The organism is Bariatricus sp. HCP28S3_A7 (assembly GCF_052066375.1).
Lineage (GTDB): Bacteria > Bacillota > Clostridia > Lachnospirales > Lachnospiraceae > Allocoprococcus.
The window spans coordinates 185758-209747 of sequence record NZ_JBQHSG010000002.1 but is presented as its reverse complement, the minus strand read 5'-3'; the positions used below and the strand labels follow the sequence as shown (position 1 = coordinate 209747).

Below are 23990 nucleotides of genomic sequence, written 5' to 3'. Positions count from 1 at the left end.
TTCGCATAAGAACAATGTGCGGGTACAGCGTACAAGTGTACATATGACAGATGGGAAAGGAGCATAGAAACGATGAAGTTTCGGCCATGCATTGATATACATAACGGAGAAGTGAAACAGATCGTGGGAGGTAGTCTGAGGGACGAAGGAGATCAGGCGAAAACGAATTTTGTCTCACATTATGAGGCGGATCATTATGCAAGAATGTACCGGCGAGACGGATTAGAGGGAGGACATATTATTCTTCTGAATCCGCCGTCGTCGGAATATTATGAGAGGACCCGACAGCAGGCGATGAAAGCACTCGAGGCATATCCGGGCGGCCTTCAGATAGGAGGAGGCATCACTGCCGAGAATGCCCGGGAATATCTGGAGGCCGGTGCGAGCCATGTAATCGTAACGTCCTATGTGTTCCGTGATGGAGAAATCCGAAGGGATAATCTGAAAAAACTTGTGGATACAGTCGGAAAAGAGCAGGTGGTTCTGGATTTGAGCTGCCGGAAGAAAGAGGACGGATATTATATTGTGACGAACCGCTGGCAGAATTTTACAAATGTGAAGTTGTCCTGGGAAGTGTTGGATGAGCTTTCAGATTCTTGTGCAGAATTTCTTGTTCACGGTGTGGATGTGGAAGGAAAGGCTTCCGGTGTGGCGAAAGAGCTGGTCCGTCTTCTGGCAGAGTGGGACGGATGTCCTGTGACTTATGCGGGAGGAATCGGAAGCAGAGAGGATCTGGAGGAATTCCGATCTCTTAGCGGCGGAAAACTGGATTTCACGATCGGAAGTGCGTTGGATCTATTCGGTGGAAGTATCCCTTATGCGGATATGATAAGGTGTGAACTTTGAGAAAAGAGTTTGTGAACAGTTTATAAATAGATTGAAGTATAAGGAAAATAGTGATAAAATGAAAAACAGAGCTTTTTTTGTCCTTGAATCAGAAGTGAATTTAGCATAAGGAGTTATTAGAATGGGTATATTTGAAAAGATATTTGGTACACACAGTGAAAATGAATTAAAGCATATTTATCCGATTGTAGATCATATCGAAGCACTGGAACCGGAGATGCAGAAGCTGTCCGATGCAGAGCTGAAGGCGAAGACCCGCGAATTCCGGGAGAGACTGGGAAAAGGGGAGACGCTGGATGATATCCTGCCGGAGGCATTTGCCGTTGTACGTGAAGCATCTGTGAGAACATTGGGAATGCGTCATTACCGGGTGCAGCTGATTGGTGGTATTATCCTGCATCAGGGACGAATTGCCGAGATGAGAACCGGTGAAGGTAAGACCCTCGTGTCTACACTTCCGGCATACCTGAATGCGCTGACCGGAGAAGGGGTTCATATTGTCACGGTCAACGATTATCTGGCGAAGCGTGATGCCGAGTGGATGGGAAAAGTACATGAATTCCTGGGACTTACTGTCGGCGTGGTGCTGAATTCCATGGACAATAATGAAAGACGTGCAGCTTATAACTGTGATATTACTTATGTGACGAACAACGAACTGGGCTTTGATTATCTGAGAGATAATATGGTGATCTATAAAGAACAGCTCGTACAGCGTGGCATGAAATTTGCCATTATTGATGAGGTGGACTCGGTTCTGATCGATGAGGCAAGAACACCTCTGATCATTTCCGGTCAAAGCGGAAAGTCAACCCGGTTATACGAGGCGTGTGATACACTTGCCCGTCAGCTTCAGAAAGGTGAAGCGAGCGGTGAATTTTCCAAGATGAATGCCATCCTTGGTGAGGACATTGAAGAGACCGGTGATTTCATTGTGAATGAGAAAGAACGGAACGTCAACCTGACCGAAGAAGGTGTGAAGAAGGTTGAGAAGTTCTTCCATATTGAGAACCTTGCGGATCCGGAAAATCTGGAGATCCAGCACAACATTATTCTGGCACTTCGTGCACATTACATGATGTTCCGGGATCAGGATTATGTGGTAAAAGATAATGAAGTGTTGATCGTAGATGAGTTTACCGGACGTATTATGCCGGGACGCCGTTACTCAGACGGACTTCATCAGGCGATCGAAGCAAAAGAACATGTGAAAGTCAGAAGAGAGAGCAAGACACTGGCTACGATCACATTCCAGAATCTGTTTAATAAATATGAGAAGAAAAGTGGTATGACCGGTACCGCTCTTACAGAGGAAAAGGAATTCCGTGACATCTACGGACTGGATGTCATTGAAATCCCGACCAACCTCCCGGTTCAGAGAATTGATATGGAGGATGTGGTATACAAGACAAAGAGAGAAAAATTCAATGCAGTTATTGATGCGATCTGTGAGGCACATGCCAAAGGCCAGCCGGTTCTGGTGGGTACGATTACCATTGAGACATCCGAACTCCTCAGCAAGATGCTTTCTAAACGAGGTGTAAAGCATAATGTATTGAACGCAAAATTCCATGAAATGGAAGCAGAAATCGTTGCGCAGGCCGGACAACACGGAGCAGTAACGATCGCAACCAATATGGCCGGTCGTGGTACCGATATCAAGTTGGACGATGAAGCAAGAAAGGCGGGCGGGCTTAAGATCATCGGTACAGAGCGTCACGAGTCACGCCGTATTGATAATCAGTTGCGTGGGCGTGCCGGACGTCAGGGAGATCCGGGTGAATCCAGATTCTACATTTCGCTTGAAGATGATCTGATGCGTCTGTTCGGTTCTGAAAAGCTGATGGGCGTCTTCACCACGCTTGGTGTAGAAGAGGGTGAGCAGATTGAACATAAGATGCTTTCCAGTGCGATTGAAAAAGCACAGAAGAAGATTGAAAATAACAACTTCGGTATTCGTAAGAACCTGCTTGAATATGACCAGGTTATGAATGAACAGAGGGAGATCATTTACGAAGAAAGACGCCGCGTTCTGGATGGAGAGAATATGCGCGATTCTATTTTCAATATGATCACCGATTTCGTTGAAAATACAGTAGATGCGAATATTTCCCCGGATCAGGATTATGAGGACTGGGATATCGGCACACTGAACAGAGAACTTCAGGATGTGATCCCGATGATCCAGACAGTTACAGAAGAAGACGTGAAGGGCAAAGAAATGAAGCAGCTTAAGCATCTTCTGAAAGAACGTGCAGCCAAGGCATACGAAGCGAAAGAAGCGGAATTCCCGGAAGCAGAACATCTTCGTGAAGTGGAGAGGGTATTCCTGCTCAGAGTCATTGATGCAAAATGGATGGATCATATTGATGATATGGATCAGCTTCGTCAGGGAATCGGTCTTCAGGCTTATGGACAGAGAGATCCACTGGTTGAATATAAGATGCTTGGATATGATATGTTTGGCGAGATGACAAGAGCGATCACAACAGATACGGTACGTCTGCTCTGCCATGTTAAGGTAGAACAGAAAGTCGAGAGAGAACAGGTTGCGAAAGTGACCGGAACGAATAAGGATGATTCTGTTGCAAAAGGGCCGAAGGTTCGGACAGAGAAGAAGATTTATCCGAATGATCCGTGCCCGTGTGGAAGCGGTAAGAAATATAAACAGTGCTGTGGAAGAAAATAGAAGACGTGGCATGAACATATAGAATAGAGGTGAAATTGTGGTTGAATTAGACGGATTTAAAACCGTATTAAATGCGTATGAGGAACCGCTGAAGGAAATGAGGGATTCACTTTGACCTGCCTGGAAAGAAGCAGAGGGTCGAAGAACTGGAACGAAAGATAGAAGAACCGGGGTTCTGGGATCATGCAGAAGAGTCTCAGAAGGTTATGAAAGAATTGAAATCACTCCAGGAATTTGTCAAAGAAGCAGAAGCGATGTCGGCATCTTATGATGACATTGTCATGCTGATGGAAATGGCAGACGAAGAGGAGGATGCCGAGATGATTCCTGTGATCCGGAAAGATCTGGAAGCGTTTGAAAAAGGATTTGAAGCATTTCGGATCCGGACGCTGCTGTCCGGAGAATATGACCGCTGCAATGCGATCGTGACACTGCATGCGGGAGCCGGCGGAACAGACAGCTGTGACTGGGCAAATATGATGTACAGAATGTATACCCGATATGCTCAGGACAAGGGGTTCAGCATCACGGTATTGGATTATCAGGACGGTGATATTACCGGATTAAAGGGTATTACGTTTGAGGTGAATGGCGAAAATGCTTATGGGTATTTTCAATCGGAGAAAGGGGTACACCGTCTGGTGAGAATTTCTCCTTTCAATTCTGCGGGCAAAAGACAGACTTCTTTTGCATCCTGCGATGTGATACCGGATATTGAAGATGATATAGATATTGAGATCAATGATGATGATTTAAAGATCGATACCTACCGTTCGAGCGGTGCGGGTGGACAGCATATCAATAAGACATCATCGGCTGTGAGAATCACACATCTTCCGACAGGAATCGTGGTTCAGTGTCAGAATGAGAGATCACAGCTTTTCAATAAGGACAAAGCCATGCAGATGTTAAAGGCAAAACTGTATCTGTTGAAAAAGCAGGAGCAGGAAGAGAAAATGTCTGACATCCGGGGAGAAGTAAGAGACATTAATTTCGGAAGTCAGATACGGTCATATATTATGCAGCCGTACACACTTGTGAAAGATCACAGGACCGGAGAAGAAAACGGAAATGTAAATGCAGTCCTTGACGGAGAACTTGATCCGTTTATCAATGCATATCTGAAGCAAAGGAGCAATCATGGATAAGACAAAATACTTTGTGGTGAAGAAAAAAGCAATTCCGGAAGTCCTTCTGAAAGTGGTGGAGACCAAACGACTTCTCGCCACGAATCGGGGAATGACCATTCAGGAGGCCACCGATGAGATCGGAATCAGCAGGAGCTCATTTTATAAGTACAAAGATGATATTTTCCCCTTTCATGAGAATGAAAAGGGCCAGACGGTCACGATGGTCATCCAGCTTGATGATACACCGGGGGCAATGGCGGAACTGCTTCAGAAGGTGGCAGAGTATAAAGCGAATATCCTGACGATTCATCAGAGTATTCCGATCAACGGGGTGGCGACAATTACGCTCAGCGTGGAGGTGCTGGCCGGTACCGGTAATATGTCGGACATGGTGGATGAGCTGGAACAGCACGAAGGCGTGCATTATTTGAAAATTGTTGGCAGGGAGTAGAGTGGATATGAAAATAGCAGTATTAGGTTATGGTACTGTCGGCTCAGGCGTTGTGGAAGTCCTGGAAGTGAACCGGGATCTGATCACCAGGAGAGCAGGCAGAGAGATCGATGTGAAATATGTCCTGGATCTCAGGGATTTCCCGGGACAGAAGATTCAGGAAAAAATCATACATGATTACAATGTAATCCTGAATGATCCGGAAATTGAGATTGTTGTGGAAGTGATGGGAGGAGTGGAACCTGCCAATACATTTGTAAGCAAGGCTCTTCAGGCCCAAAAGAGTGTCGTTACTTCAAACAAAGCTTTAGTGGCAAAGCATGGATCGGAGCTTCTCGCCACAGCGCGTAAGAATCATGTTAATTTCCTTTTTGAGGCAAGTGTAGGAGGCGGTATTCCGATCCTAAGAGCGCTCGGATCCTCACTTACAGCTGATGAGATTGAAGAAATTGCAGGAATCTTAAATGGTACGACTAACTATATGATGACTAAGATGTTCTACGAGGGAGCCGATTATGAAACTGTTCTTAAAGAAGCTCAGGCGAATGGATATGCAGAGGCAGATCCAACCGCTGATGTAGAAGGGTACGATGCATGCCGTAAGATTGCGATCCTGTCTTCCATTATTTCCGGGAAACAGGTTGATTTTGAAGAGATTTACACAGAAGGAATCAGCAAGATTACAGTGGAAGATATGCTGTATGCAAAGGCAATGAAAATGACGATCAAGCTGATTGCGGAATGCAAGAGAGAAGGAGACCGTTTGTCGGCATGTGTGGCACCGGTGATGCTTCCGGCAGAGCATCCGCTTTACAGTGTGAATGATGTGTTTAATGCTGTATTTGTAAAAGGTAATATGCTTGGAGATGCGATGTTCTACGGTAGCGGCGCAGGAAAGCTCCCAACAGCAAGTGCAGTAGTTGCGGATGTGATTGCGGCTGCTTTGAACCAGGATAAGGATGTGATGAACTTCTGGACCGGAGAGAAGCTTGAGCTTGAAGACCGCAGGGATACATCCAGAAGATTTCTTGTAAGAATGGCAGGAAATAAAGAGGAGCTTCAGAATCGAATCCTGGCAGATTTCGGTGATGTAACTTTTGTACAGCCGGAAGGCCTGACAGGTGAGTTTGGATTTGTGACACCGGTTATGACAGAAGGATGCTATGAGAGGAAAGCAGATTCTTATGAAGAAATTCTGCATATGATACGAGTAGGAGAATAAGACAACTTTGGAGAGGTGGGCTAGATATGAAATACGTGATTGTATTAGGTGATGGTATGGCGGGTGAACCGCTGGAAGAACTGCAGCAGAAAACGACGCTGGAAGCTGCGAGAACGCCGAGAATGGACGCGCTTGCGCCGAAGTCCGAGCAGGGGATTGCGAGAATGGTTCCGGTTGGAATGGCACCCGGAAGCGATACGGCGAATCTTGCAGTGGCGGGATATGACCCGAGGAAATATTACACAGGCAGATCGCCGCTGGAAGCACTCAGCATTGGCGTGGACATGGAGCCGGATGATGTGGCGTTCCGCTGTAATCTTGTAACACTTTCCGAGGAGGATACCGAATACGAGAATCGTACCATTCTGGATCACAGCTCCGATGAGATCAGTACGGCCGATGCGGCCATCCTTCTGGAGGCTGTAAAGGAAGGGCTGAAAAAAGAAGGGTTTGAATTCTATGTCGGAACCAGCTATCGTCATCTGCTGATCTGGAAGCAGGGCAGAGTTGTGGAACTCACTCCGCCACATGATGTGTTGACCAGAAAGATCGGCGAGTATCTTCCGAAAGAAGAGATCCTCCGTGAAATGATGAAGAAAAGTTATGACATTCTGGAAAACCATCCGTTGAATGTGGAACGCAGAAAGAGAGGGCTGAACCCGGCCAACTCTGCCTGGTTCTGGGGAGCAGGAACACGTCCGGCACTGACTTCTTTTGAAGGAAAGACCGGTAAAAAAGGCGTGATGATCTCTGCGGTGGATCTGTTGAAAGGAATTGCCGTGGGTGCCGGTATGGACCGTGTCATCGTAGAAGGTGCGAACGGCGGTCTGAACACGAATTATGTGGGTAAAGCGCAGGCAGCGGTGAAGGCACTTACAGAAGATGGATATGATTTCGCTTATGTTCATGTGGAAGCCCCGGATGAAATGGGACACCAGGGCAGCATGGAGAAAAAGATCCAGTCCATTGAAAATCTGGATCAGAACGTCATTGATGTAATCGTAAGAGGGCTTGAAAAAGCCGGAGAAGATTTCCGTCTGTTGATTCTCCCGGATCATCCGACACCGATCCGAGTTCGGACACACACAGGAGATCCGGTTCCGTATTTGCTATATGACAGCACGAAAGAAGTAAACGGATTGGATACATATAATGAGAAGAATGCCAGGGTAAGTGGAATCGTATGGGAAGAAGGTTTCCGGCTGATCGATCACTTGCTGGGAGAGTAGGAGGAAATTATGCTGGTAGTAAAGAAATTTGGTGGCAGCTCAGTCGCTGATAAAGAGCGTATTTTTAATGTTGCCAGACGCTGCGCAGAAGAGTATCAGATGGGTAATGATGTCATTGTGGTACTTTCTGCAATGGGAGATACGACGGATGAACTTTTGGAGAAGGCAGCCGAGATCAACCCGTACCCGTCAAAACGAGAGCTGGATATGCTTCTCACTACAGGGGAGCAGGTATCGGTATCATTGATGGCAATGGCGCTGCAGTTCCTGCAGGTTCCGGCTATTTCACTGAATGCATTTCAGGTGCAGATGCATACCACTTCAAGAAACGGTAATGCAAGATTTAAACGAATCGACACGGATCGCATCCGCCACGAACTGGAGAACCGGAAGGTCGTGATCGTGACCGGATTCCAGGGTGTGAATAAATACGATGACTATACCACGCTCGGAAGAGGAGGATCCGACACAACGGCCGTTGCCCTGGCGGCAGCGATGCATGCGGATAAATGTGAGATTTATACAGATGTTGACGGTGTCTATACAGCGGATCCGAGAGTGGTTCCAAATGCCAGAAAGATTGAAGAGATTACATACGATGAGATGCTGGAGCTTGCTACTTCAGGAGCTAAGGTCCTGCATAACCGTTCGGTGGAGATGGCGAAAAAATACGGTGTAGAACTGGTAGTACGGTCCAGCCTGAATACAGAAGAGGGAACCGTGGTCAAGGAGGTAGTGAAAGTGGAAAAAATGTTAATTACCGGCGTTGCGGCGGATAAAAATACAGCACGCGTTTCAGTGATCGGAATTGAAGACAAACCTGGAACTGCATTTAAAATTTTTAATTTACTGGCTAGACATAATATCAATGTCGATATTATTCTGCAGTCTGTAGGACGGGAAGGAACGAAGGATATTTCCTTTACGGTTTCACAGGATGATCTGAAGGAGACGCTGGAAGTTCTGGAAGCGAGAAAAGAAGCCTTGACGATTCAGGAGATTACACATAATGAGAAGGTAGCAAAGATTTCAATTGTCGGTGCAGGTATGCTCAGCAATCCGGGTGTGGCAGCGACCATGTTTGAAGCACTCTGTAATTCCAATATCAATATCAACATGATCTCTACATCAGAGATCCGGATTACCGTTTTGATTGATGAAAAAGATGCGGATAAAGCGCTGATCGCCGTTCATGACGGATTTGGTCTGGAAGACTAATTTATTCCGGGGTATCACCGAATATAAGATTGAATCGTATAAAGAAAAGAATAAGAGGCTCTGAGCTTTTTGGCTCAGAGCCTCTTCTACTTATGTGCCACTTGCGAATCGAGAAAACCGAGCACCACTTTCTGACTGTTAAAAGGAAGGTCACGAAATTTCATAACCAGATTTGTTTCTGAATCAGTCAGATACAATGTATTTTTGGCTGCTATATCCATGGCAGAAACAACAGGTATTATGCCTTTTTTTATTTTGCTGCCAATATTAAAATTCACAAGCTGATCCAGACTCACCTGATAAAGTTGAGACAGATGTATCAAAGAATCCAAATCGGGAGTACGTTTATTGTTTTCGTAATTAGAGTAGGCCTGTCTCGAAATATTCAGTATTTCGCTTAGATGTGTCTGTGTCAAATGATGTGCTTTGCGAAGCGTCCGCAAATTCTTAGAAAGTTGAATGTTAGGCATTGCCAGATTTACCTCCGTTCCCCTGAAATCCCCGCTCATACTCAAAAGTATATCAGTTTTTATACTGAAAATGGTGGTAAGCAACAAAATGTAACGAAAATTGATATGTAACATTTATATTACATAATTTGCGCTTTATCTTGACTGCTTAAAAAGCTGTTATGATACTCTTTCCGGAATGTCACATCTTCGCTAAACCATGCAGGTGGTACAAAAGAATTCGCGGAAGCTTCATCCGGAAATTCTACTTCTGCAAGAATAAGAGGCGCAAGATCACCTTTAAAGACATCCAGCTCAATCGTAAGTGACTCGTCAAAAGGAATACGATAGCGCTCTTTTGAAATGAGGCGGCCGTCAGCCTTCGAAATAAGGTGTAAGTAGGACTCCCTGGTAAGTGGGAGGTTGTATTCCTCGCGGACCATGAAGCCTTTGGACTTGTAGGTCAAGATGTAATCATCCCCGTCCCTGCGGGCACGAACAACCGGATCTGTACAGAGATATCCCTGTTCCAGTGAGCGATGTGGGTAGCGCTCATAATCATCGGGAAGTTCTCTGACCAGATATTTTCTTTCGATTTCCATAACAGATCAAACTCCTTTGCTGATCGTGCGGCGGATCAGATCCCGTCACATGATGCTTAATAATAGTATAAAGAAATATGAGGAACTTTACAAGAGCAGGAATTGCTTTTTTTGAAGGCGTCTGTTAGAATCTAAGTGTTGAGTATGAATTATGAGTGTTATTTCCGGAAAGGATGGTTTAAAAGATGAGTGAAGTTTGTGTATTTCTCGCAGATGGATTTGAAGAAATTGAAGGTCTGACTGTTGTGGATGTCCTGCGCAGAGCCGGAATCAGTGTAGAGACAGTTTCTGTTATGGAAAAAAAGAAGATAACAGGTTCTCATAAAATTCTTGTGAAGGCAGACAAGAAATTTGAAAAAGCAGATTTTTCTGAGACAAAAATGTTGGTACTTCCCGGTGGTCTTACGGGCACCAGAAATCTTGGAGCGCATAAGGAACTGGCAAAACTGATCGTGCAATTTGCCCGGGAAGGAAAGTATCTTGCCGCGATCTGTGCTGCCCCGACGATTCTCGGAGGAATGGGATTGCTGAAGGGAAAGAAAGCTACATGCTATCCATCTATGGAAGATGGGCTTGTGGGGGCAGAGACGGTTGCCGAGGGCGCAGTGATCGATGGAAATGTGATTACGGGACGTGGAATGGGCGCTTCTTTGGATTTCGCATTTGCACTTGTGGAGGTACTTCGTGGGCGTGAGAAGGCGGATGAAATTGCGAAGCAGATCGTATATGAAGGAAGGAAATAGATGAAAGGCTACAAACGCAGATGTCTGGCTGTGATTATGCTGATCTGTGTACTGGCTTCGGGAATGACAGGATGCTCTCAAAATGCAGAGGATGCGTCGGCTTATGTGCAGGCTGATCTGGATCTCATTTTTCAGGGAGAGAAGGAAGGCGCAAAACAGTTCATTGAAGCTTCCGACAAGGAGCTTGAAGAAATGTATGAAAACGGTATCACGGCATTTGTGGAGAACTATTTGACCGGGACAGATGACTCGCAGCAGACACTTACGGAATCGTATGCTTATCTTGTAAAAGAGATTTTTCGTGCGATGCGTTATCAGGTTGGCGAGGGAAAGAAAAAAAACGGAAGCATATTTGAGGTCGAAGTACAGTATGAACCGGTCGATGTATTTACGACATTTATTCCGAAACTGCAGCAGGAGACAGATCGGATCGAACAGGCTGCAAAAAATGGAAAGTATGAGGGAACCGATGAGGAGATTCAGCAGGCGATGATGAGTGAATATCTGATAAATTCATATGAGCTGCTGAAGGAATCTTATATCGAAATGGATTATCTGGAAAAGGAGACTTATACATTTACCGTCACGAAAGAAGGGAGAGACTCTCTTTCCATGGATGAAGATGAGATAAATACCTTTATCGTAAGGATTTTAGCACTTGATAAACTGTAGAATACATGCTATACTATCAAAATGAGTGTAATGTAGATAAGTCTGTCCGACTTTTCACATATATATATTAGGAGGAAATGGTAATGAGTTTACAAGTTGAAAGATTAGAACACAATATGGCAAAGCTTACGATTGAAGTTTCCGCAGAAGAACTGGAAGGAGCACTTCAGAAAGCTTATCAGAAGCAGAAAGGAAAGATCAGCATTCCTGGATTCCGTAAAGGCAAAGTTCCGCGTCAGCTGGTTGAGAAAATGTACGGACCGGAGATCTTCTATGATGATGCAGCCAATGCACTGATTCCGGAAGCATATGCAAAAGCATATGATGAAAGCGGACTGGATATTGTTTCTCAGCCGAAGATCGATGTAACACAGATCGAGAAAGGCAAAGCATTTATCTTCACCGCAGAAGTAGCTGTTAAGCCGGAAGTAACGCTTGGACAGTACAAGGGAATCGAAGTAGACAGCTTCTCAACAGAAGTGTCAGCTGAAGAAGTAGAAGCGAAGCTGGCAGAAGAACAGAACAAGAATGCAAGAACCATTACAGTAGAAGGACGTCCGGTTCAGGATAAGGATGAAGTAGTTCTTGATTTTGAAGGATTTGTTGACGGTGTTGCATTTGAAGGCGGAAAAGGAGAGAACTATCCTCTGACCATCGGTTCCGGTTCTTTCATTCCGGGATTTGAAGAGCAGCTGATCGGCGTTGAACCGGAACAGGAAGTAGAAGTTAAGGTAACCTTCCCGGAAGATTACCATGCAGAAGATCTGAAGGGCAAAGATGCAGTATTCAAATGTACCGTTCATGAGATCAAAGCAAAAGAACTTCCGGAACTGGATGATGAATTTGCATCTGAAGTTTCTGAATTTGATACACTGGAAGAATACAAGGCTGACGTTGAGAAGAAGTTGAGAGAAGAAAAAGAAAGCACAGGCAAGAGAGCTCAGGAAGACCAGGCAGTGAATGCGATTATCGCAAATGCTGAGATGGACCTTCCGGAAGCAATGATCGAGACTGAAGCAAGACAGATGCTTGATAATTTCGCTCAGAGACTGCAGCAGCAGGGACTTACCTTTGAACAGTATATGCAGTTCACAGGAATGACTGTTGATAAGATGACAGAAGAGATGCGTCCGCAGGCTGAGAAGAGAATCAAGACAAGACTGGTTCTCGAAGCAATCGTAAGTGCTGAGAACATCGAAGTTTCCGATGAGAGACTGGATGAGGAAGTTGCCAAGATGGCAGAAGCTTACGGAATGGAAGTTGATAAGCTGAAAGAATACATGGGCGACAGAGAAAAAGAACAGATGAAACTGGATATGGCAGTTCAGGATGCGATTACATTCGTTGTAGAGAATGCCGTAGTAAAATAAATGAGTATTATAATGCTGGCTGCATCTTGCGACCGGCAGTGGTAATGAAGAATCAGGAGGCGTGTACATGAGTTTAGTACCTTATGTCATTGAACAGACAAGCCGTGGAGAACGTTCTTACGACATTTATTCAAGACTTTTAAAGGAAAGAATTATTTTCCTTGACACTGAAGTAAATGATGCATCCGCAAGCGTGATCGTTGCACAGATGCTTTTCCTGGAAGCGGAGGATCCGGACAAAGATATTCAGTTCTATATTAACAGCCCGGGCGGCTCTATTTCAGCCGGAATGGCCATCTATGATACAATGAATTATGTGAAATGTGATGTGTCCACAATGTGCATGGGAATGGCGGCAAGTATGGGAGCATTTCTTCTTGCAGGAGGAACCAAAGGCAAACGTTTTGCTCTTCCGAACGCCGAGATTATGATTCATCAGCCGTCAGGCGGAGCACAGGGTCAGGCAACTGAGATTGAGATTAATGCAAAGCATATTTTGCAGATCAGAGAAAGAATGAACAGGCTGATGGCAGCGAATACAGGCCAGAGCTATGAGACGATTGCAGCAGATACAGAGAGAGATAACTGGAAGACTGCAGAAGAAGCTGTGGCTTACGGACTGATTGATAAGGTTGTGACAAGCCGGTAGTGAAAGTGGGAATGTTCGCAGAACCGGGCATTCCCATTTCTAAATTTAAAAACCGGGAGAGTTTGCCCGATTAGGGGCAGGATATGAGATTTGTATGAATTGTGTGAGGTGAAAATATGGCAGGCAGATATGATGATGTCGTAAGATGTTCCTTCTGTAATAAAACACAGGCTCAGGTGCGCAAAATGATTGCCGGACCGAACGGAGTGTATATTTGTGACAGGTGTGTGGATGTCTGTGCCGAGATCATTGAGGAAGAGCTGGAGTATGACGAAGGCGAAAAATACGAAGATATCAATTTATTGAAGCCGGAAGAAATCAAAGAATTTCTTGACGACTATGTGATCGGACAGGAGGAAGCTAAAAAGGTTCTGTCTGTGTCTGTTTATAATCATTATAAAAGAATTATGGCAGAGAAGGACCTGGGCGTGGAACTGCAGAAGAGTAACATTCTTATGGTAGGTCCGACAGGATGCGGAAAGACATTTCTTGCACAGTCACTGGCAAAGATCCTGAATGTACCATTTGCCATAGCTGACGCAACGGCTCTTACTGAAGCTGGATACGTCGGCGAAGACGTAGAAAATATTCTTTTGAAAATTATCCAGGCTGCGGACGGTGATATCGAACGTGCGGAGCATGGAATCATTTATATTGATGAGATTGATAAGATTACGAGAAAATCGGAGAATCCTTCCATCACAAGGGATGTTTCCGGTGAAGGCGTTCAGCAGGCGCTCCTTAAGATTCTGGAAGGCACGATCGCCAATGTTCCGCCGCAGGGCGGAAGAAAGCATCCACATCAGGAACTGATCCAGATCGATACGACCAATATCCTGTTCATCTGTGGTGGTGCGTTTGAAGGAATTGATAAGATCATTGAAAAGAGACTGGATAAGAAATCGATTGGTTTCGGTGCGGAAATCGCAGGAAAGCATGAATATAATATCGATCGTCTTCTCGGACAGATCCTTCCGCAGGATCTTGTGAAATTCGGTCTGATACCGGAGCTGGTAGGACGTGTTCCGGTTACGGTTGCGCTTGAGTCGCTGGATCGCGAGGCGCTGATCCGGATACTAACAGAGCCGAAAAATGCGATTGTAAAACAGTATCAGAAACTGCTGGAACTGGATGGTGTGGATCTGGAATTTGACCAGGATGCGCTGGAGGCAATCGCAGATACTTCACTGAAGCGTAATACCGGAGCGAGAGGACTGCGTGCGATTATGGAGAATGTGATGATGGATACCATGTATCATGCACCATCCGATGAAAGTCTGAAATACTGCAGAATTACGAAAGAAGCGGTGCTTGGAAAGAACACACCACTGCTTCAGCAGGAAGAAAGAAAATCAGAAAGTGCATAGCAGTACGTATGCAAAAAATACGGAACATATGGGTGCTGACGGGGAAACCTGAAGCACCCTTTTTACAAACAGTTTGAATGTATATAAAAGGGAGAGAAGAAATACATGAATAGAATGGCAAGTATGCCCATGGTTGCTCTTCGTGGAATGACGATCATGCCGGAAATGGTGGTACATTTCGATATCAGCAGGAAACGTTCCATCGAGGCAGTGCAGGAAGCCATGGCAGGAGACCAGAAGATTTTCCTGATCGCTCAAAGAGATATTGAGGTGGATAATCCGGAGATGAAGGATCTGTATCGCGTCGGAACGGTTGCGACTGTGAAGCAGATCCTTAAACTGCCGAAGCAGATCATCAGGGTTCTCGTATCCGGAGAAGAGCGGGCGGTTCTGGAACATCTGGAGGTCAGTGATCCATATATGCGCGGCTACATCAAGATTCTGGATGAAGAGACCCCGCTTCTGACCGGTGAACTGAATAAAGAAGCGATGGTTCGGGGACTTCGGGAAATGTATGTGGAATATGCGATGCGCAATCCGAAGATCACTAAGGATATGGTGAACCAGATTCAGCAGATCACAGATCTCCGTAAAATGGTAAATCAGGTGGCGGCGAATTTGCCGATTGCTTACACGGATCTTCAGGAAATTCTGGAAGAAACCGATTTTATGAAACAGTACGAGCTTCTGGTATTTAAACTGGTCAACGAGGTTCAGATCATGAATATCCGCGACGAGATACAGAATAAAGTCAAAGAGCGTGTTGACAAGCATCAGAGAGAGTATATACTTCGGGAAGAACTGAAGCTGATCCGCGAAGAACTGGGCGATGATACGACACTCTCGGATGCGGAGGAATTTGCAAATGCTGTGGAGGCACTGGAGGCGCCGGAAGAGGTAAAAGAGAAACTTCGCAAGGAAGTAAGGAGATTTAAGAACTCACTGCAAAGTCCAGCGGAAGCCGGTGTTGTCCGTACTTATATTGAAACGATGCTGGAAATGCCATGGGATAAAAGAGCGGAGGACTTTACGGATTTAACCTATGCGAAGAATCTTCTGGAAGAAGAACATTACGGACTGGAAGAAGTAAAAGAGCGTGTGCTGGAATTTCTTGCGGTGCGTGCACTTACGAAAAAAGGAGACAGTCCGATTCTCTGCCTGGTCGGCCCTCCGGGAACCGGAAAAACATCGATCGCAAGATCTCTTGCAAAAGCGCTGAAAAAGCCGTATGTCCGCATTTCGCTGGGTGGTGTGCGCGATGAAGCGGAGATCCGCGGGCACAGGAAGACTTATGTGGGCGCGATGCCGGGAAGAATCGCAAACGGAATCAAGGCGGCCGGTGTGAAAAATCCGCTGCTGCTTCTGGATGAAATTGATAAAGTCAGCACAGACTATAAAGGTGATACGTTTTCTGCACTGCTGGAAGTGCTGGACAGTGAGCAGAACAATAAGTTCCGGGATCATTACCTTGAAGTTCCGCTGGATCTTTCCGAAGTGACATTCGTGACGACCGCGAACACACTGCAGACGATTCCAAGGCCGCTTCTGGACCGTATGGAAGTGATCGAGATCAGCAGTTATACAGAGAACGAGAAGCTTCATATCGCAGAAGAACATCTGATTCCGAAGCAGTTGGAGAGACACGGACTCACCAAAGACCAGCTTACGATCAGCAAGGGTGTTGTCTGGAAAATGGCAAGAAATTATACGAAAGACGCGGGCGTGCGTCAGTTGGAACGTGAGATCGGAAATATTTGCAGAAAGGCAGCAAAAGAGATATTTGAACACGATAAGAAACGAATCCAGGTGACGGAGAGGAATCTGGTGAAATACCTAGGCAAGGAGAAATATACCTATCAGATGGCAAATGCAGAGGATGAAGTCGGTATCGTTCGTGGACTTGCCTGGACCAGTGTGGGCGGTGATACCCTTCAGATCGAAGTCAATGTAATGCCGGGGAAAGGCGAGATCATGCTGACCGGACAGCTCGGCGATGTTATGAAAGAATCTGCCCGGACCGGAATCAGTTATATTCGTTCCATCAGCGAGGCTCAGAATGTACCGGCGGATTTCTTTGAAAAACATGATATTCACATTCATATACCAGAGGGCGCTGTTCCGAAGGACGGACCGTCAGCCGGAATTACCATGGCCACGGCGATGTTCTCCGCCATCACCGGGAAGAAAGTGTGCGCAGATCTTGCGATGACCGGTGAAATTACACTGCGTGGTCGTGTATTACCGATCGGCGGGCTCAAGGAGAAACTTCTGGCGGCCAAGAACGCAGGAATCCATACGGTTCTCGTGCCGAAGGAAAATACGAAAGATGTGGAAGAGATTTCCTCAGAGATTACAAAAGGACTGGAAATCATACCGGTGGCCCATATGAGGGAAGTGCTGGAACACGCGATTTGTGTGGAAAAGGATGCCTGCGAAGGAGTAGAAGACTGTTATGAGAAGGATGTTTGCGCAGGGTCGGAAATCTGTGCGGAATAGGGAGGTGAATGGAGAGTGGTTATTAAGAATGTAAATCTGGAGACAGTATGCGGAATCACCAGTAAACTGCCGGACAATACGCTGCCTGAGATCGCATTTGCCGGGAAGTCAAATGTAGGAAAGTCCTCCCTCATCAACGCACTGATGAACCGGAAATCGTATGCGCGTATTTCAGCGAAACCGGGAAAAACGCAGACGATCAATTTCTATAATATCAATGAAGCGGTTTATCTTGTCGATCTGCCGGGATATGGATACGCGAAAGTATCGGAACAGGAAAAAATCCAGTGGGGACAGCTGATCGAACGGTATCTGCACGGATCAAAACAGTTGAAAGCGGTCTTTCTGCTGATTGATATCCGGCATGATCCTTCAGCGAATGATAAGATGATGTACGATTGGATCGTGGCGCAGGGATACAACCCGATCATTATTGCGACAAAGCTGGATAAGATCAAGAGAAGTCAGATCCAGAAGCAGGTGAAAGCAATCAAGGAAGGACTTAAGCTTCAGCCGGGGACGGTTGTGATTCCGTTTTCTGCGGAGACGAAGCAGGGACGGGAAGAGATATGGGAGCTGGCAGAGGAGGTTTGTTCTTTGTCTTGAGGGACGGAATCAGGCATACTCTGAATGCGCCGACGCGCCGGAGGCTGCAACCGCAAATCAACAGCATGTAGTAAAAACTGAGATGTTCGCCAAGTGTGGCTCGCATCTCAGTTTTTTTTACATGCTGTAGGATTTGCGTTTTCCGCCTCCTCTGCTTAACCTCTGCATTCAGAGTATGCCTGATTCCTGGTAGGTTCAAGATGGGAGAACTTGGTGGGTGTGGAAGGGACGCATTCAGGCAGCCTGGGAGGGCTGCCTGTCACTGGGAATTGTATGGGGGAGGGTTAATGTTTGGTTTGAGATGATAGTTCTAAGAGATCGTGATAGAGGCTGACCAGGGTTGCGGAGAGGAGGAGACCGGCCAGGATGTCTTGATCCACTTTGAACAGACTTTTCCTGCGAATCAGCTGGCATAATCCCAGAACAGCAAAGCCCCGTCCATTTTCCCATTTCGAAATCGCCGCCCGCGATACAAACAACTGCTCCTGAGTCAGATTCCTCTTCTTCCTAAGCACCTGAAGCTTCTCCCCATAAAACTCCCAATCCCAGCCGAGCGCAGCAAAGGCGTCCCCCATCGCCCCTATTCGATGTATAGGAAGTTTGAGTGAGCCGTAGGGAGGGTGTGAAAGGAAGGAGCGGAGGTTAAGCGGCACGACCGGAGAATTGGGAACCGAAGATGTCAGAATCCCGGTGCAGGAGGCACATTTGCCGACTACACCGGGATTCTGTTTACATCTTCGAGTTCACAAGTCGCAGGGAGTAGAGCCTCGGAGCGACTCCTTTCACACCCTCCCTGCGGCGGACTAAAACCCCTACATAACCTTCCGGAACAATCCTTTCAGATCTTCTACAGAAGCATCCTTCGGATTCCCAGGTGCGCATGCATCTGCATGAGCGGACTTGGCCAGGAAGTCAAGATCTTCTTCTTTGATGGCTTCCAGTTTAGCTGGGATTCCAACATCTTCAGAGAGCTGACGTACTGCATCGATCGCAGCTTTTCTGTATTCTGCTTCGGACATTTCGTCTACACCTTTTACGCCCATAGCGCGAGCAATTTCACGATATTTCTCGCCGGTGCATTCCTGGTTGTATTCCATAACGATCGGGAGCATCATTGCGCAGGCAACACCATGCGGAGTGTCATAAACAGCGCCCAGAGTGTGAGCCATAGAATGAGCGATTCCAAGACCAACATTTGAGAATCCCATACCTGCGATGTACTGGCCGAGTGCCATTCCTTCGCGGCCTTCTTTGGTGTTGGCAACAGCGCCGCGGAGCGATTTGGAAATGATCTCGATTGCTTTGAGATGGAACATATCAGTCATTTCCCATGCGCCTTTGGTGGTATAACCTTCGATTGCATGTGTCAGAGCGTCCATACCGGTTGATGCGGTCAGTCCCTTCGGCATAGAAGACATCATATCCGGGTCAACGATTGCGATGATTGGCATATCGTGTGGGTCTACGCAAACGAATTTACGCTTTCTCTCAACATCTGTGATAACGTAGTTGATGGTTACTTCTGCAGCGGTACCTGCTGTTGTAGGAACTGCGATGATCGGTACACATGGTTTTGTGGTAGGAGCAACGCCTTCCAGACTTCTTACATCTTCAAATTCCGGGTTAGCGATGATGATGCCGATTGCTTTTGCAGTATCCATAGAAGAACCGCCGCCGATTGCAACGATGTAGTCTGCCTCGGATGCCTTGAAAGCTGCAACACCATGCTGAACATTCTCGATGGTCGGGTTTGCCTTGATGTCAGAATAGATCTCATAAGCAAGTCCTTCTTTGTCAAGAATATCTGTTACTTTGGAAGTAACGTTGAATTTGATCAGGTCCGGATCTGAGCATACGAATGCTTTTTTGAATCCGTGTGCCTTTGCTTCTGTTGCGATTTCAGCGATAGCACCTGCACCATGATAAGAAGTTTCATTCAACATAATTCTGTTTGCCATTTTTAATTTCTCCTTTACTTTTTATTTCTGATATTATTTTAACAATATTTGGCTCCGAAAGAAAGTTACAGAATGAAGAATCTGTAACTTTTGACAAATAATTATCTTGAAAAATTCTGAAATGAAGCCGAAAGGGCTTCCGGGAAAATTGACATTTCCGAAGAATTGACTTATAGTGATTAGTGGTAAAGGGGGATGAGGATTTGAATAAGAATAAATATGAGATTGATATGTGTAATGGCACCATTATGGATAAATTGGTTTCTTTTTCATTGCCGCTTATGCTTTCCGGGATTCTGCAGCTGATGTTTAATGCGGTAGATGTCATTGTGGTGGGGAGATTCGCGGGAAGTCAGGCACTGGCGGCGGTCGGCTCGACCACAGCGCTGATCAATATGTTCGTGAATCTGTTTATGGGGATTTCACTTGGGACAAATGTACTGGCTGCCAGGTTTTTTGCCGCGGGAAAAGACCGGCAGATGTCGGAAACGGTTCATACTTCGATCGCATTTGCCGCAATCAGCGGAATCGTGATGGTCTTTGTGGGAATATTTTTTTCAAAATTTGCACTTGAGCTGATGGCGACACCGGCAGACGTTATCGAGCAGTCCTCACTTTATATGCGTATCTATTTTCTGGGGATGCCTTTTTTTATGTTATATAATTACGGGGCAGCCATTTTGCGTGCGGTCGGTGATACAAAGCGCCCATTGATTTTCCTGATCATATCCGGCGTGATCAATGCGGTTTTGAATATGATCCTGGTCATTGTTTTCCATCTGTCCGTTGCAGGGGTGGCGATTGCGACCGTGTTTTCCCAGATGATTTCCTGTATTTTGGTGTTGCGCTGTCTATATCGGTCAGAAGGAAGCTATCAGTTCCGCTTCTCCAAACTCATGCTGAAGGGCTGCTATTTGAAACAGATATTCCAGGTAGGTGTGCCGGCCGGGATACAGAGTACGGTCATCAATTTCTCCAATGTGCTTCTGCAGTCCTCGGTGAATTCGTTCGGTTCGATCGCAATGGCAGGTTATACGGCGGCCAATAATATTCTGGGATTCCTTTTTGTGTCGGTCAATTCGGTGACGCAGGCATGCATGAGTTTCACAAGCCAGAATTACGGAGTCAGAAAATGGAAGCGAATGGATAAGATTCTGGTGGACTGTATGATTCTGAGTATGATTGTTGCGTTGGTACTTGGAGGAGGATCTTACATATTTGGCAGTCAGATTCTAAGAATTTATACGGAGAATGAAGAAGTGATCCGCTGTGGAATGGAGATCCTTTCGTATACAACACTTACTTATTTTCTGTGCGGATTTATGGATCTGTTTCCGGGAGCCATGCGCGGCATGGGATTTTCCGCAGCGCCGATGATGCTTTCTATCGTTGGAACTGTAGGAACCCGAATTGTGTGGATATTTGGCATTTTCCCACGTTACAGGTCCCTTTCGGTGCTGTTTATCTCTTATCCTGTATCGTGGATTCTGACGATTGCCATGCAGGTAGTGTGCTTTTTCATCGTCAGGAGAAAGGTGCATGAGAAATAATGAAAAAGTTTTTTATAATCATATTGGTTAGTGCAGTTACGCTTTTATCAGGATGCGGAAATGCCAAGAGTTCGATAGAAAATATAGAAACAGCCGGTGAGGACATCTGTGAAAATGAATTAGAAGGATTGATTATGGAAAATTTGCAGGGCTGCGTAAGTACGGGTGATGCCACCAGCAGTAATCCTTTTGACTATATGGATAATGAATACTATGAAAATATAAAGTCTCTGGGAGAAGATGCAATCCCTGTGCTGCTTGAAGGACATCATAATGGACAGTACAGTGGTCTGATTGATTATCTTGCTATGTATTTAGTCTGGGATATTTCAGGAAATACAGCTGCCGAGGAGCTGGGGCAATGTGAAAATGCAGAGCAAATGTACGATGCGTGGATAGAGTTTTACTCCTCCAATCAGTAGGCAGACTTTCTGTAATTTATTTTTCAGAAAGTCTCTGAAAACAGTATGTTATGATAAAACATCCAGCTCTGTAAACAGTTTCTCAAGTCTGGCGGGCATGGCTTTTACCAGCATGCGTGCCAGTTCTTCGGAGCTTGATTTCATGCCGCTCAGCACCCATTTGACCGTCATGTAAATGGAGCTCTGACAGTACATTTCCAGAAGAAAACGGATCTCGCTGTCCGGAGCATGACCGGTCTTTATTCGGATCAGATCGGAATAGAATTCTAAAATCAGTTCGAAATCATGTTCTTTCAGAGAATTTTGCGCATCGGACCGGAAAGCAGCAGCGAAAAATACCCGCTCCTCCTGTATGTAATCGAATTTTCGTTTCAGTCCTTCAAATATCGTCTCGCCGCTTCCCATATGTTCAAAGGATTTCAGAAGAAGCTTATCAAAATACCAGTTGATCAGGTCATATTTGTCAAGAAAATTGCGGTAAAAGGTCTGGCGTGTCAGCCCGCAGTTCTCCACGATCTGACGAATAGTAATGTCATCGACAGAGGTGGTCTTCATACATTGTTTGATGGATTCGGCCAGTCGGTATTTCGTAGTTTCTGATTTTGCCATGTTCATGTCTCCTCAGCGTTTTTCATTAACTCCATTAATAAAAATATATACTATTTCAGTCCCTTCCGTCAACCGAAGATATGGAATTGACAGAAGAAGAAAAGCAATTTATGATGGAAGGAGATTATGAAAATAATCAAAGAATATCAAAATGTGAAATGACGGATGTCATATAACATGTAAAAGGAAGCAGACAAGAATGAAAGGGAAGAAATTATTGATTCTGGCGCTGGCACTTACCTTGCTTGGCGCCGGCTGCCAAAAGACAGACACAGGAAATGAGCCTGAAAGTGAGAAAACGGAGCAGAGAATTACAGAAGAGAAAATAGAAGAGGAAGAAAGCACAGAGAATCCGCAGGCAGGAGAAGGGGAAGACTCCGGGAAGGACTCTGAACCGGAAACTGAGCCGGAGCCCGGAGAAGACAGCGGGCAGGCAGATGTGGAATCACCGGAAACTAATCCGAGGAACGGATATCTGATCGCTATTGATGCCGGGCATCAGAGGCAGGGAAACAGTGAGCAGGAGCCGGTCGGGCCGGGAGCCTCCCAGACCAAGGCAAAGGTTGCAGGCGGAACAAGCGGCATTGTAACAGGAATTCCTGAGTACGAACTGACGTTGCAGGTTTCTCTGAAACTCAGGGATGAGCTTTTAAACCGTGGGTATCGGGTGCTGATGATCCGCGAGACGAACGACGTAAACATTTCCAATGCTGAGCGCGCAAAGATGGCAAATGAGGACGGGGCGGATGCCTTTATTCGTATTCATGCAAACGGTTCTGATTCCGGTAGTGCACAGGGGATGATGACGATCTGCCAGACTCCGGAAAACCCGTATAACGGAGCACTTTATTCACAGAGCAGGAATCTGGCGGATTGTATTCTGAACTGCGCCGTCGAGGCGACCGGTGCAAGAATCGAACGGGTCTGGGAGACGGACACGATGAGCGGGATCAACTGGGCTGAAGTGCCGACTACGATCTTCGAGATGGGGTATATGACGAATCCGGAGGAAGATAAACGGATGGCAACAGATGAATATCAGTATCAGATCGTGACCGGTGTCGCGAATGGAATGGACCGTTATTTTGGAATCCAGTAAGGAAGAAAAAGGAACAGTATTATGGAAAATAGTATTACGATCCGCACAGCGCGGGAAGAGGATGCAGAGGAATTGTTGAAAATCTACGAACCTTACGTCAGAGAAACGGCAGTCACTTTTGAATATAAAGTGCCGGAAGTGGAAGAATTTACTGCAAGAATCCGGAAAACTCTGTGCCGTTATCCATATCTGGTGGCGATACAGGGAGAGGAAATTGTCGGTTATACCTATGCGTCACCGTTTCATGAAAGGAAAGCATATGACTGGGCGGTCGAAGTATCTGTTTATGTGAAACGGGACAAACGGAAGCTTGGAATCGGACGGAAATTGTATCAGGCACTGGAGAGCGAACTGAAGAAGATGAACATCGTAAATGTGAATGCCTGCATCGCGTACCCGGCATCCGAAGACCGCTATCTGACCGACGATAGTGTGAGATTTCATGAAAGAATGGGATATCAGATGGTGGGAAGATTTCATAAGTGTGGATATAAGTTTCACCGTTGGTATGACATGGTGTGGATGGAGAAGCATATCGGGGAACATCTGGAGAATCAGCCGGAAGTGGTTGATTTTGGTTCTGTCCGGCATGGCGGATAAATTATTGTTCATG

Annotated in this window: 23 protein-coding genes; 18 read left to right on the top strand and 5 right to left on the bottom strand. The window is 45.9% G+C overall.

Annotated elements, in window-relative coordinates:
• Positions 1-72: 72 nt before the first annotated feature.
• The 7 genes from hisA to ACTNA4_RS02320 all read left to right on the top strand — a co-directional run bounded on the left by hisA (position 73) and on the right by ACTNA4_RS02320 (position 8785).
• A complete protein-coding gene (gene hisA, locus ACTNA4_RS02350) occupies positions 73-846 on the top strand; it encodes a phosphoribosylformimino-5-aminoimidazole carboxamide ribotide isomerase (RefSeq protein WP_427807376.1) in 774 nt (257 codons plus the stop codon).
• Positions 847-967: 121 nt separating this feature from the next.
• A complete protein-coding gene (secA, locus tag ACTNA4_RS02345; protein WP_427820212.1) occupies positions 968-3535 on the top strand; it encodes a preprotein translocase subunit SecA in 2568 nt (855 codons plus the stop codon).
• A 37-nt stretch (positions 3536-3572) separates the two neighbouring features.
• A protein-coding gene (prfB, locus tag ACTNA4_RS02340; protein WP_427807372.1) for a peptide chain release factor 2 occupies positions 3573-4683 on the top strand; the annotation gives its coding sequence in 2 pieces (ribosomal slippage) (positions 3573-3647 and positions 3649-4683; 1110 coding nt in all).
• A complete protein-coding gene (locus ACTNA4_RS02335) occupies positions 4673-5116 on the top strand; it encodes an ACT domain-containing protein (RefSeq protein WP_441028411.1) in 444 nt (147 codons plus the stop codon). The genes prfB and ACTNA4_RS02335 overlap by 11 nt, the downstream gene beginning before the upstream one ends.
• Positions 5117-5123: 7 nt before the next feature.
• A complete protein-coding gene (locus tag ACTNA4_RS02330) occupies positions 5124-6338 on the top strand; it encodes a homoserine dehydrogenase (RefSeq protein ID WP_441018085.1) in 1215 nt (404 codons plus the stop codon).
• Between the two features lie 26 nt (positions 6339-6364).
• Entirely contained in the window at positions 6365-7567 is a 1203-nt protein-coding gene (locus tag ACTNA4_RS02325; protein ID WP_427807369.1) for a cofactor-independent phosphoglycerate mutase, read from the top strand.
• A 9-nt stretch (positions 7568-7576) separates the two neighbouring features.
• A complete protein-coding gene (locus ACTNA4_RS02320) occupies positions 7577-8785 on the top strand; it encodes an aspartate kinase (RefSeq protein ID WP_427807367.1) in 1209 nt (402 codons plus the stop codon).
• Between the two features lie 86 nt (positions 8786-8871).
• On the opposite strand, the gene ACTNA4_RS02315 is transcribed toward ACTNA4_RS02320, so the two are convergent.
• On the bottom strand, positions 8872-9255 hold the full coding sequence (locus ACTNA4_RS02315; RefSeq protein ID WP_441025698.1) for a helix-turn-helix domain-containing protein: 384 nt from the start codon (positions 9253-9255) through the stop codon (positions 8872-8874).
• Positions 9256-9374: 119 nt separating this feature from the next.
• Positions 9375-9836, bottom strand: coding sequence for a CYTH domain-containing protein (locus tag ACTNA4_RS02310; RefSeq protein WP_427807363.1), 462 nt, complete (start codon positions 9834-9836; stop codon positions 9375-9377).
• A 185-nt stretch (positions 9837-10021) separates the two neighbouring features.
• Here ACTNA4_RS02310 and ACTNA4_RS02305 point away from each other — a divergent pair, with 185 nt between their 5' ends.
• The 7 genes from ACTNA4_RS02305 to yihA all read left to right on the top strand — a co-directional run bounded on the left by ACTNA4_RS02305 (position 10022) and on the right by yihA (position 17739).
• A complete protein-coding gene (locus tag ACTNA4_RS02305) occupies positions 10022-10579 on the top strand; it encodes a DJ-1 family glyoxalase III (RefSeq protein WP_427807361.1) in 558 nt (185 codons plus the stop codon).
• Positions 10580-11251: a hypothetical protein gene (locus ACTNA4_RS02300; protein WP_427807359.1), complete on the top strand. Its 672-nt coding sequence runs from the start codon at positions 10580-10582 to the stop codon at positions 11249-11251. It begins immediately after the preceding gene.
• An 83-nt stretch (positions 11252-11334) separates the two neighbouring features.
• Positions 11335-12621 carry a trigger factor gene (tig, locus tag ACTNA4_RS02295; RefSeq protein ID WP_427820209.1) on the top strand — a complete coding sequence of 429 codons (1287 nt, stop codon included), beginning with the start codon at positions 11335-11337 and terminating at the stop codon, positions 12619-12621.
• A 67-nt stretch (positions 12622-12688) separates the two neighbouring features.
• The gene (clpP, locus tag ACTNA4_RS02290; RefSeq protein WP_427807356.1) at positions 12689-13270 is read left to right on the top strand and encodes an ATP-dependent Clp endopeptidase proteolytic subunit ClpP; all 582 of its coding nucleotides are present in this window, start codon (positions 12689-12691) and stop codon (positions 13268-13270) included.
• Positions 13271-13386: 116 nt separating this feature from the next.
• Complete coding sequence (gene clpX, locus ACTNA4_RS02285) at positions 13387-14637, top strand: ATP-dependent Clp protease ATP-binding subunit ClpX (protein ID WP_427807354.1); 1251 nt, start codon at positions 13387-13389, stop codon at positions 14635-14637.
• 105 nt (positions 14638-14742) lie between these two features.
• Positions 14743-17133, top strand: a complete 2391-nt coding sequence (gene lon / locus ACTNA4_RS02280) for an endopeptidase La (RefSeq protein ID WP_441028374.1) — start codon at positions 14743-14745, stop codon at positions 17131-17133.
• 15 nt (positions 17134-17148) lie between these two features.
• Positions 17149-17739, top strand: coding sequence for a ribosome biogenesis GTP-binding protein YihA/YsxC (gene yihA, locus ACTNA4_RS02275; protein ID WP_441018077.1), 591 nt, complete (start codon positions 17149-17151; stop codon positions 17737-17739).
• Positions 17740-18023: 284 nt separating this feature from the next.
• Here the strand turns inward: yihA and ACTNA4_RS02270 are convergent, their stop codons facing one another.
• Both ACTNA4_RS02270 and fucO read right to left on the bottom strand, forming a co-directional pair.
• The gene (locus ACTNA4_RS02270) at positions 18024-18254 is read right to left on the bottom strand and encodes a hypothetical protein (protein ID WP_441025705.1); all 231 of its coding nucleotides are present in this window, start codon (positions 18252-18254) and stop codon (positions 18024-18026) included.
• A gap of 297 nt (positions 18255-18551) precedes the next feature.
• Complete coding sequence (gene fucO, locus ACTNA4_RS02265) at positions 18552-19697, bottom strand: lactaldehyde reductase (protein ID WP_427807347.1); 1146 nt, start codon at positions 19695-19697, stop codon at positions 18552-18554.
• A 230-nt stretch (positions 19698-19927) separates the two neighbouring features.
• Between fucO and ACTNA4_RS02260 the strand changes: the two genes are divergently transcribed.
• Together ACTNA4_RS02260 and ACTNA4_RS02255 are read left to right on the top strand one after the other, a co-directional pair.
• Positions 19928-21247, top strand: coding sequence for an MATE family efflux transporter (locus tag ACTNA4_RS02260; protein ID WP_441028409.1), 1320 nt, complete (start codon positions 19928-19930; stop codon positions 21245-21247).
• A complete protein-coding gene (locus ACTNA4_RS02255) occupies positions 21247-21669 on the top strand; it encodes a hypothetical protein (protein ID WP_441028372.1) in 423 nt (140 codons plus the stop codon). The genes ACTNA4_RS02260 and ACTNA4_RS02255 overlap by 1 nt, the downstream gene beginning before the upstream one ends.
• Before the next feature lie 48 nt (positions 21670-21717).
• Here ACTNA4_RS02255 and ACTNA4_RS02250 read toward each other — a convergent pair whose 3' ends face one another.
• Positions 21718-22278 carry a TetR/AcrR family transcriptional regulator C-terminal domain-containing protein gene (locus tag ACTNA4_RS02250; RefSeq protein ID WP_441028370.1) on the bottom strand — a complete coding sequence of 187 codons (561 nt, stop codon included), beginning with the start codon at positions 22276-22278 and terminating at the stop codon, positions 21718-21720.
• Positions 22279-22477: 199 nt separating this feature from the next.
• On the opposite strand from ACTNA4_RS02250, the gene ACTNA4_RS02245 reads away from it, so the two are divergent.
• Positions 22478-23377 carry an N-acetylmuramoyl-L-alanine amidase family protein gene (locus ACTNA4_RS02245; RefSeq protein ID WP_441028369.1) on the top strand — a complete coding sequence of 300 codons (900 nt, stop codon included), beginning with the start codon at positions 22478-22480 and terminating at the stop codon, positions 23375-23377.
• A 21-nt stretch (positions 23378-23398) separates the two neighbouring features.
• Entirely contained in the window at positions 23399-23977 is a 579-nt protein-coding gene (locus ACTNA4_RS02240) for an N-acetyltransferase family protein (RefSeq protein ID WP_441028367.1), read from the top strand.
• Positions 23978-23990 lie beyond the last annotated feature (13 nt).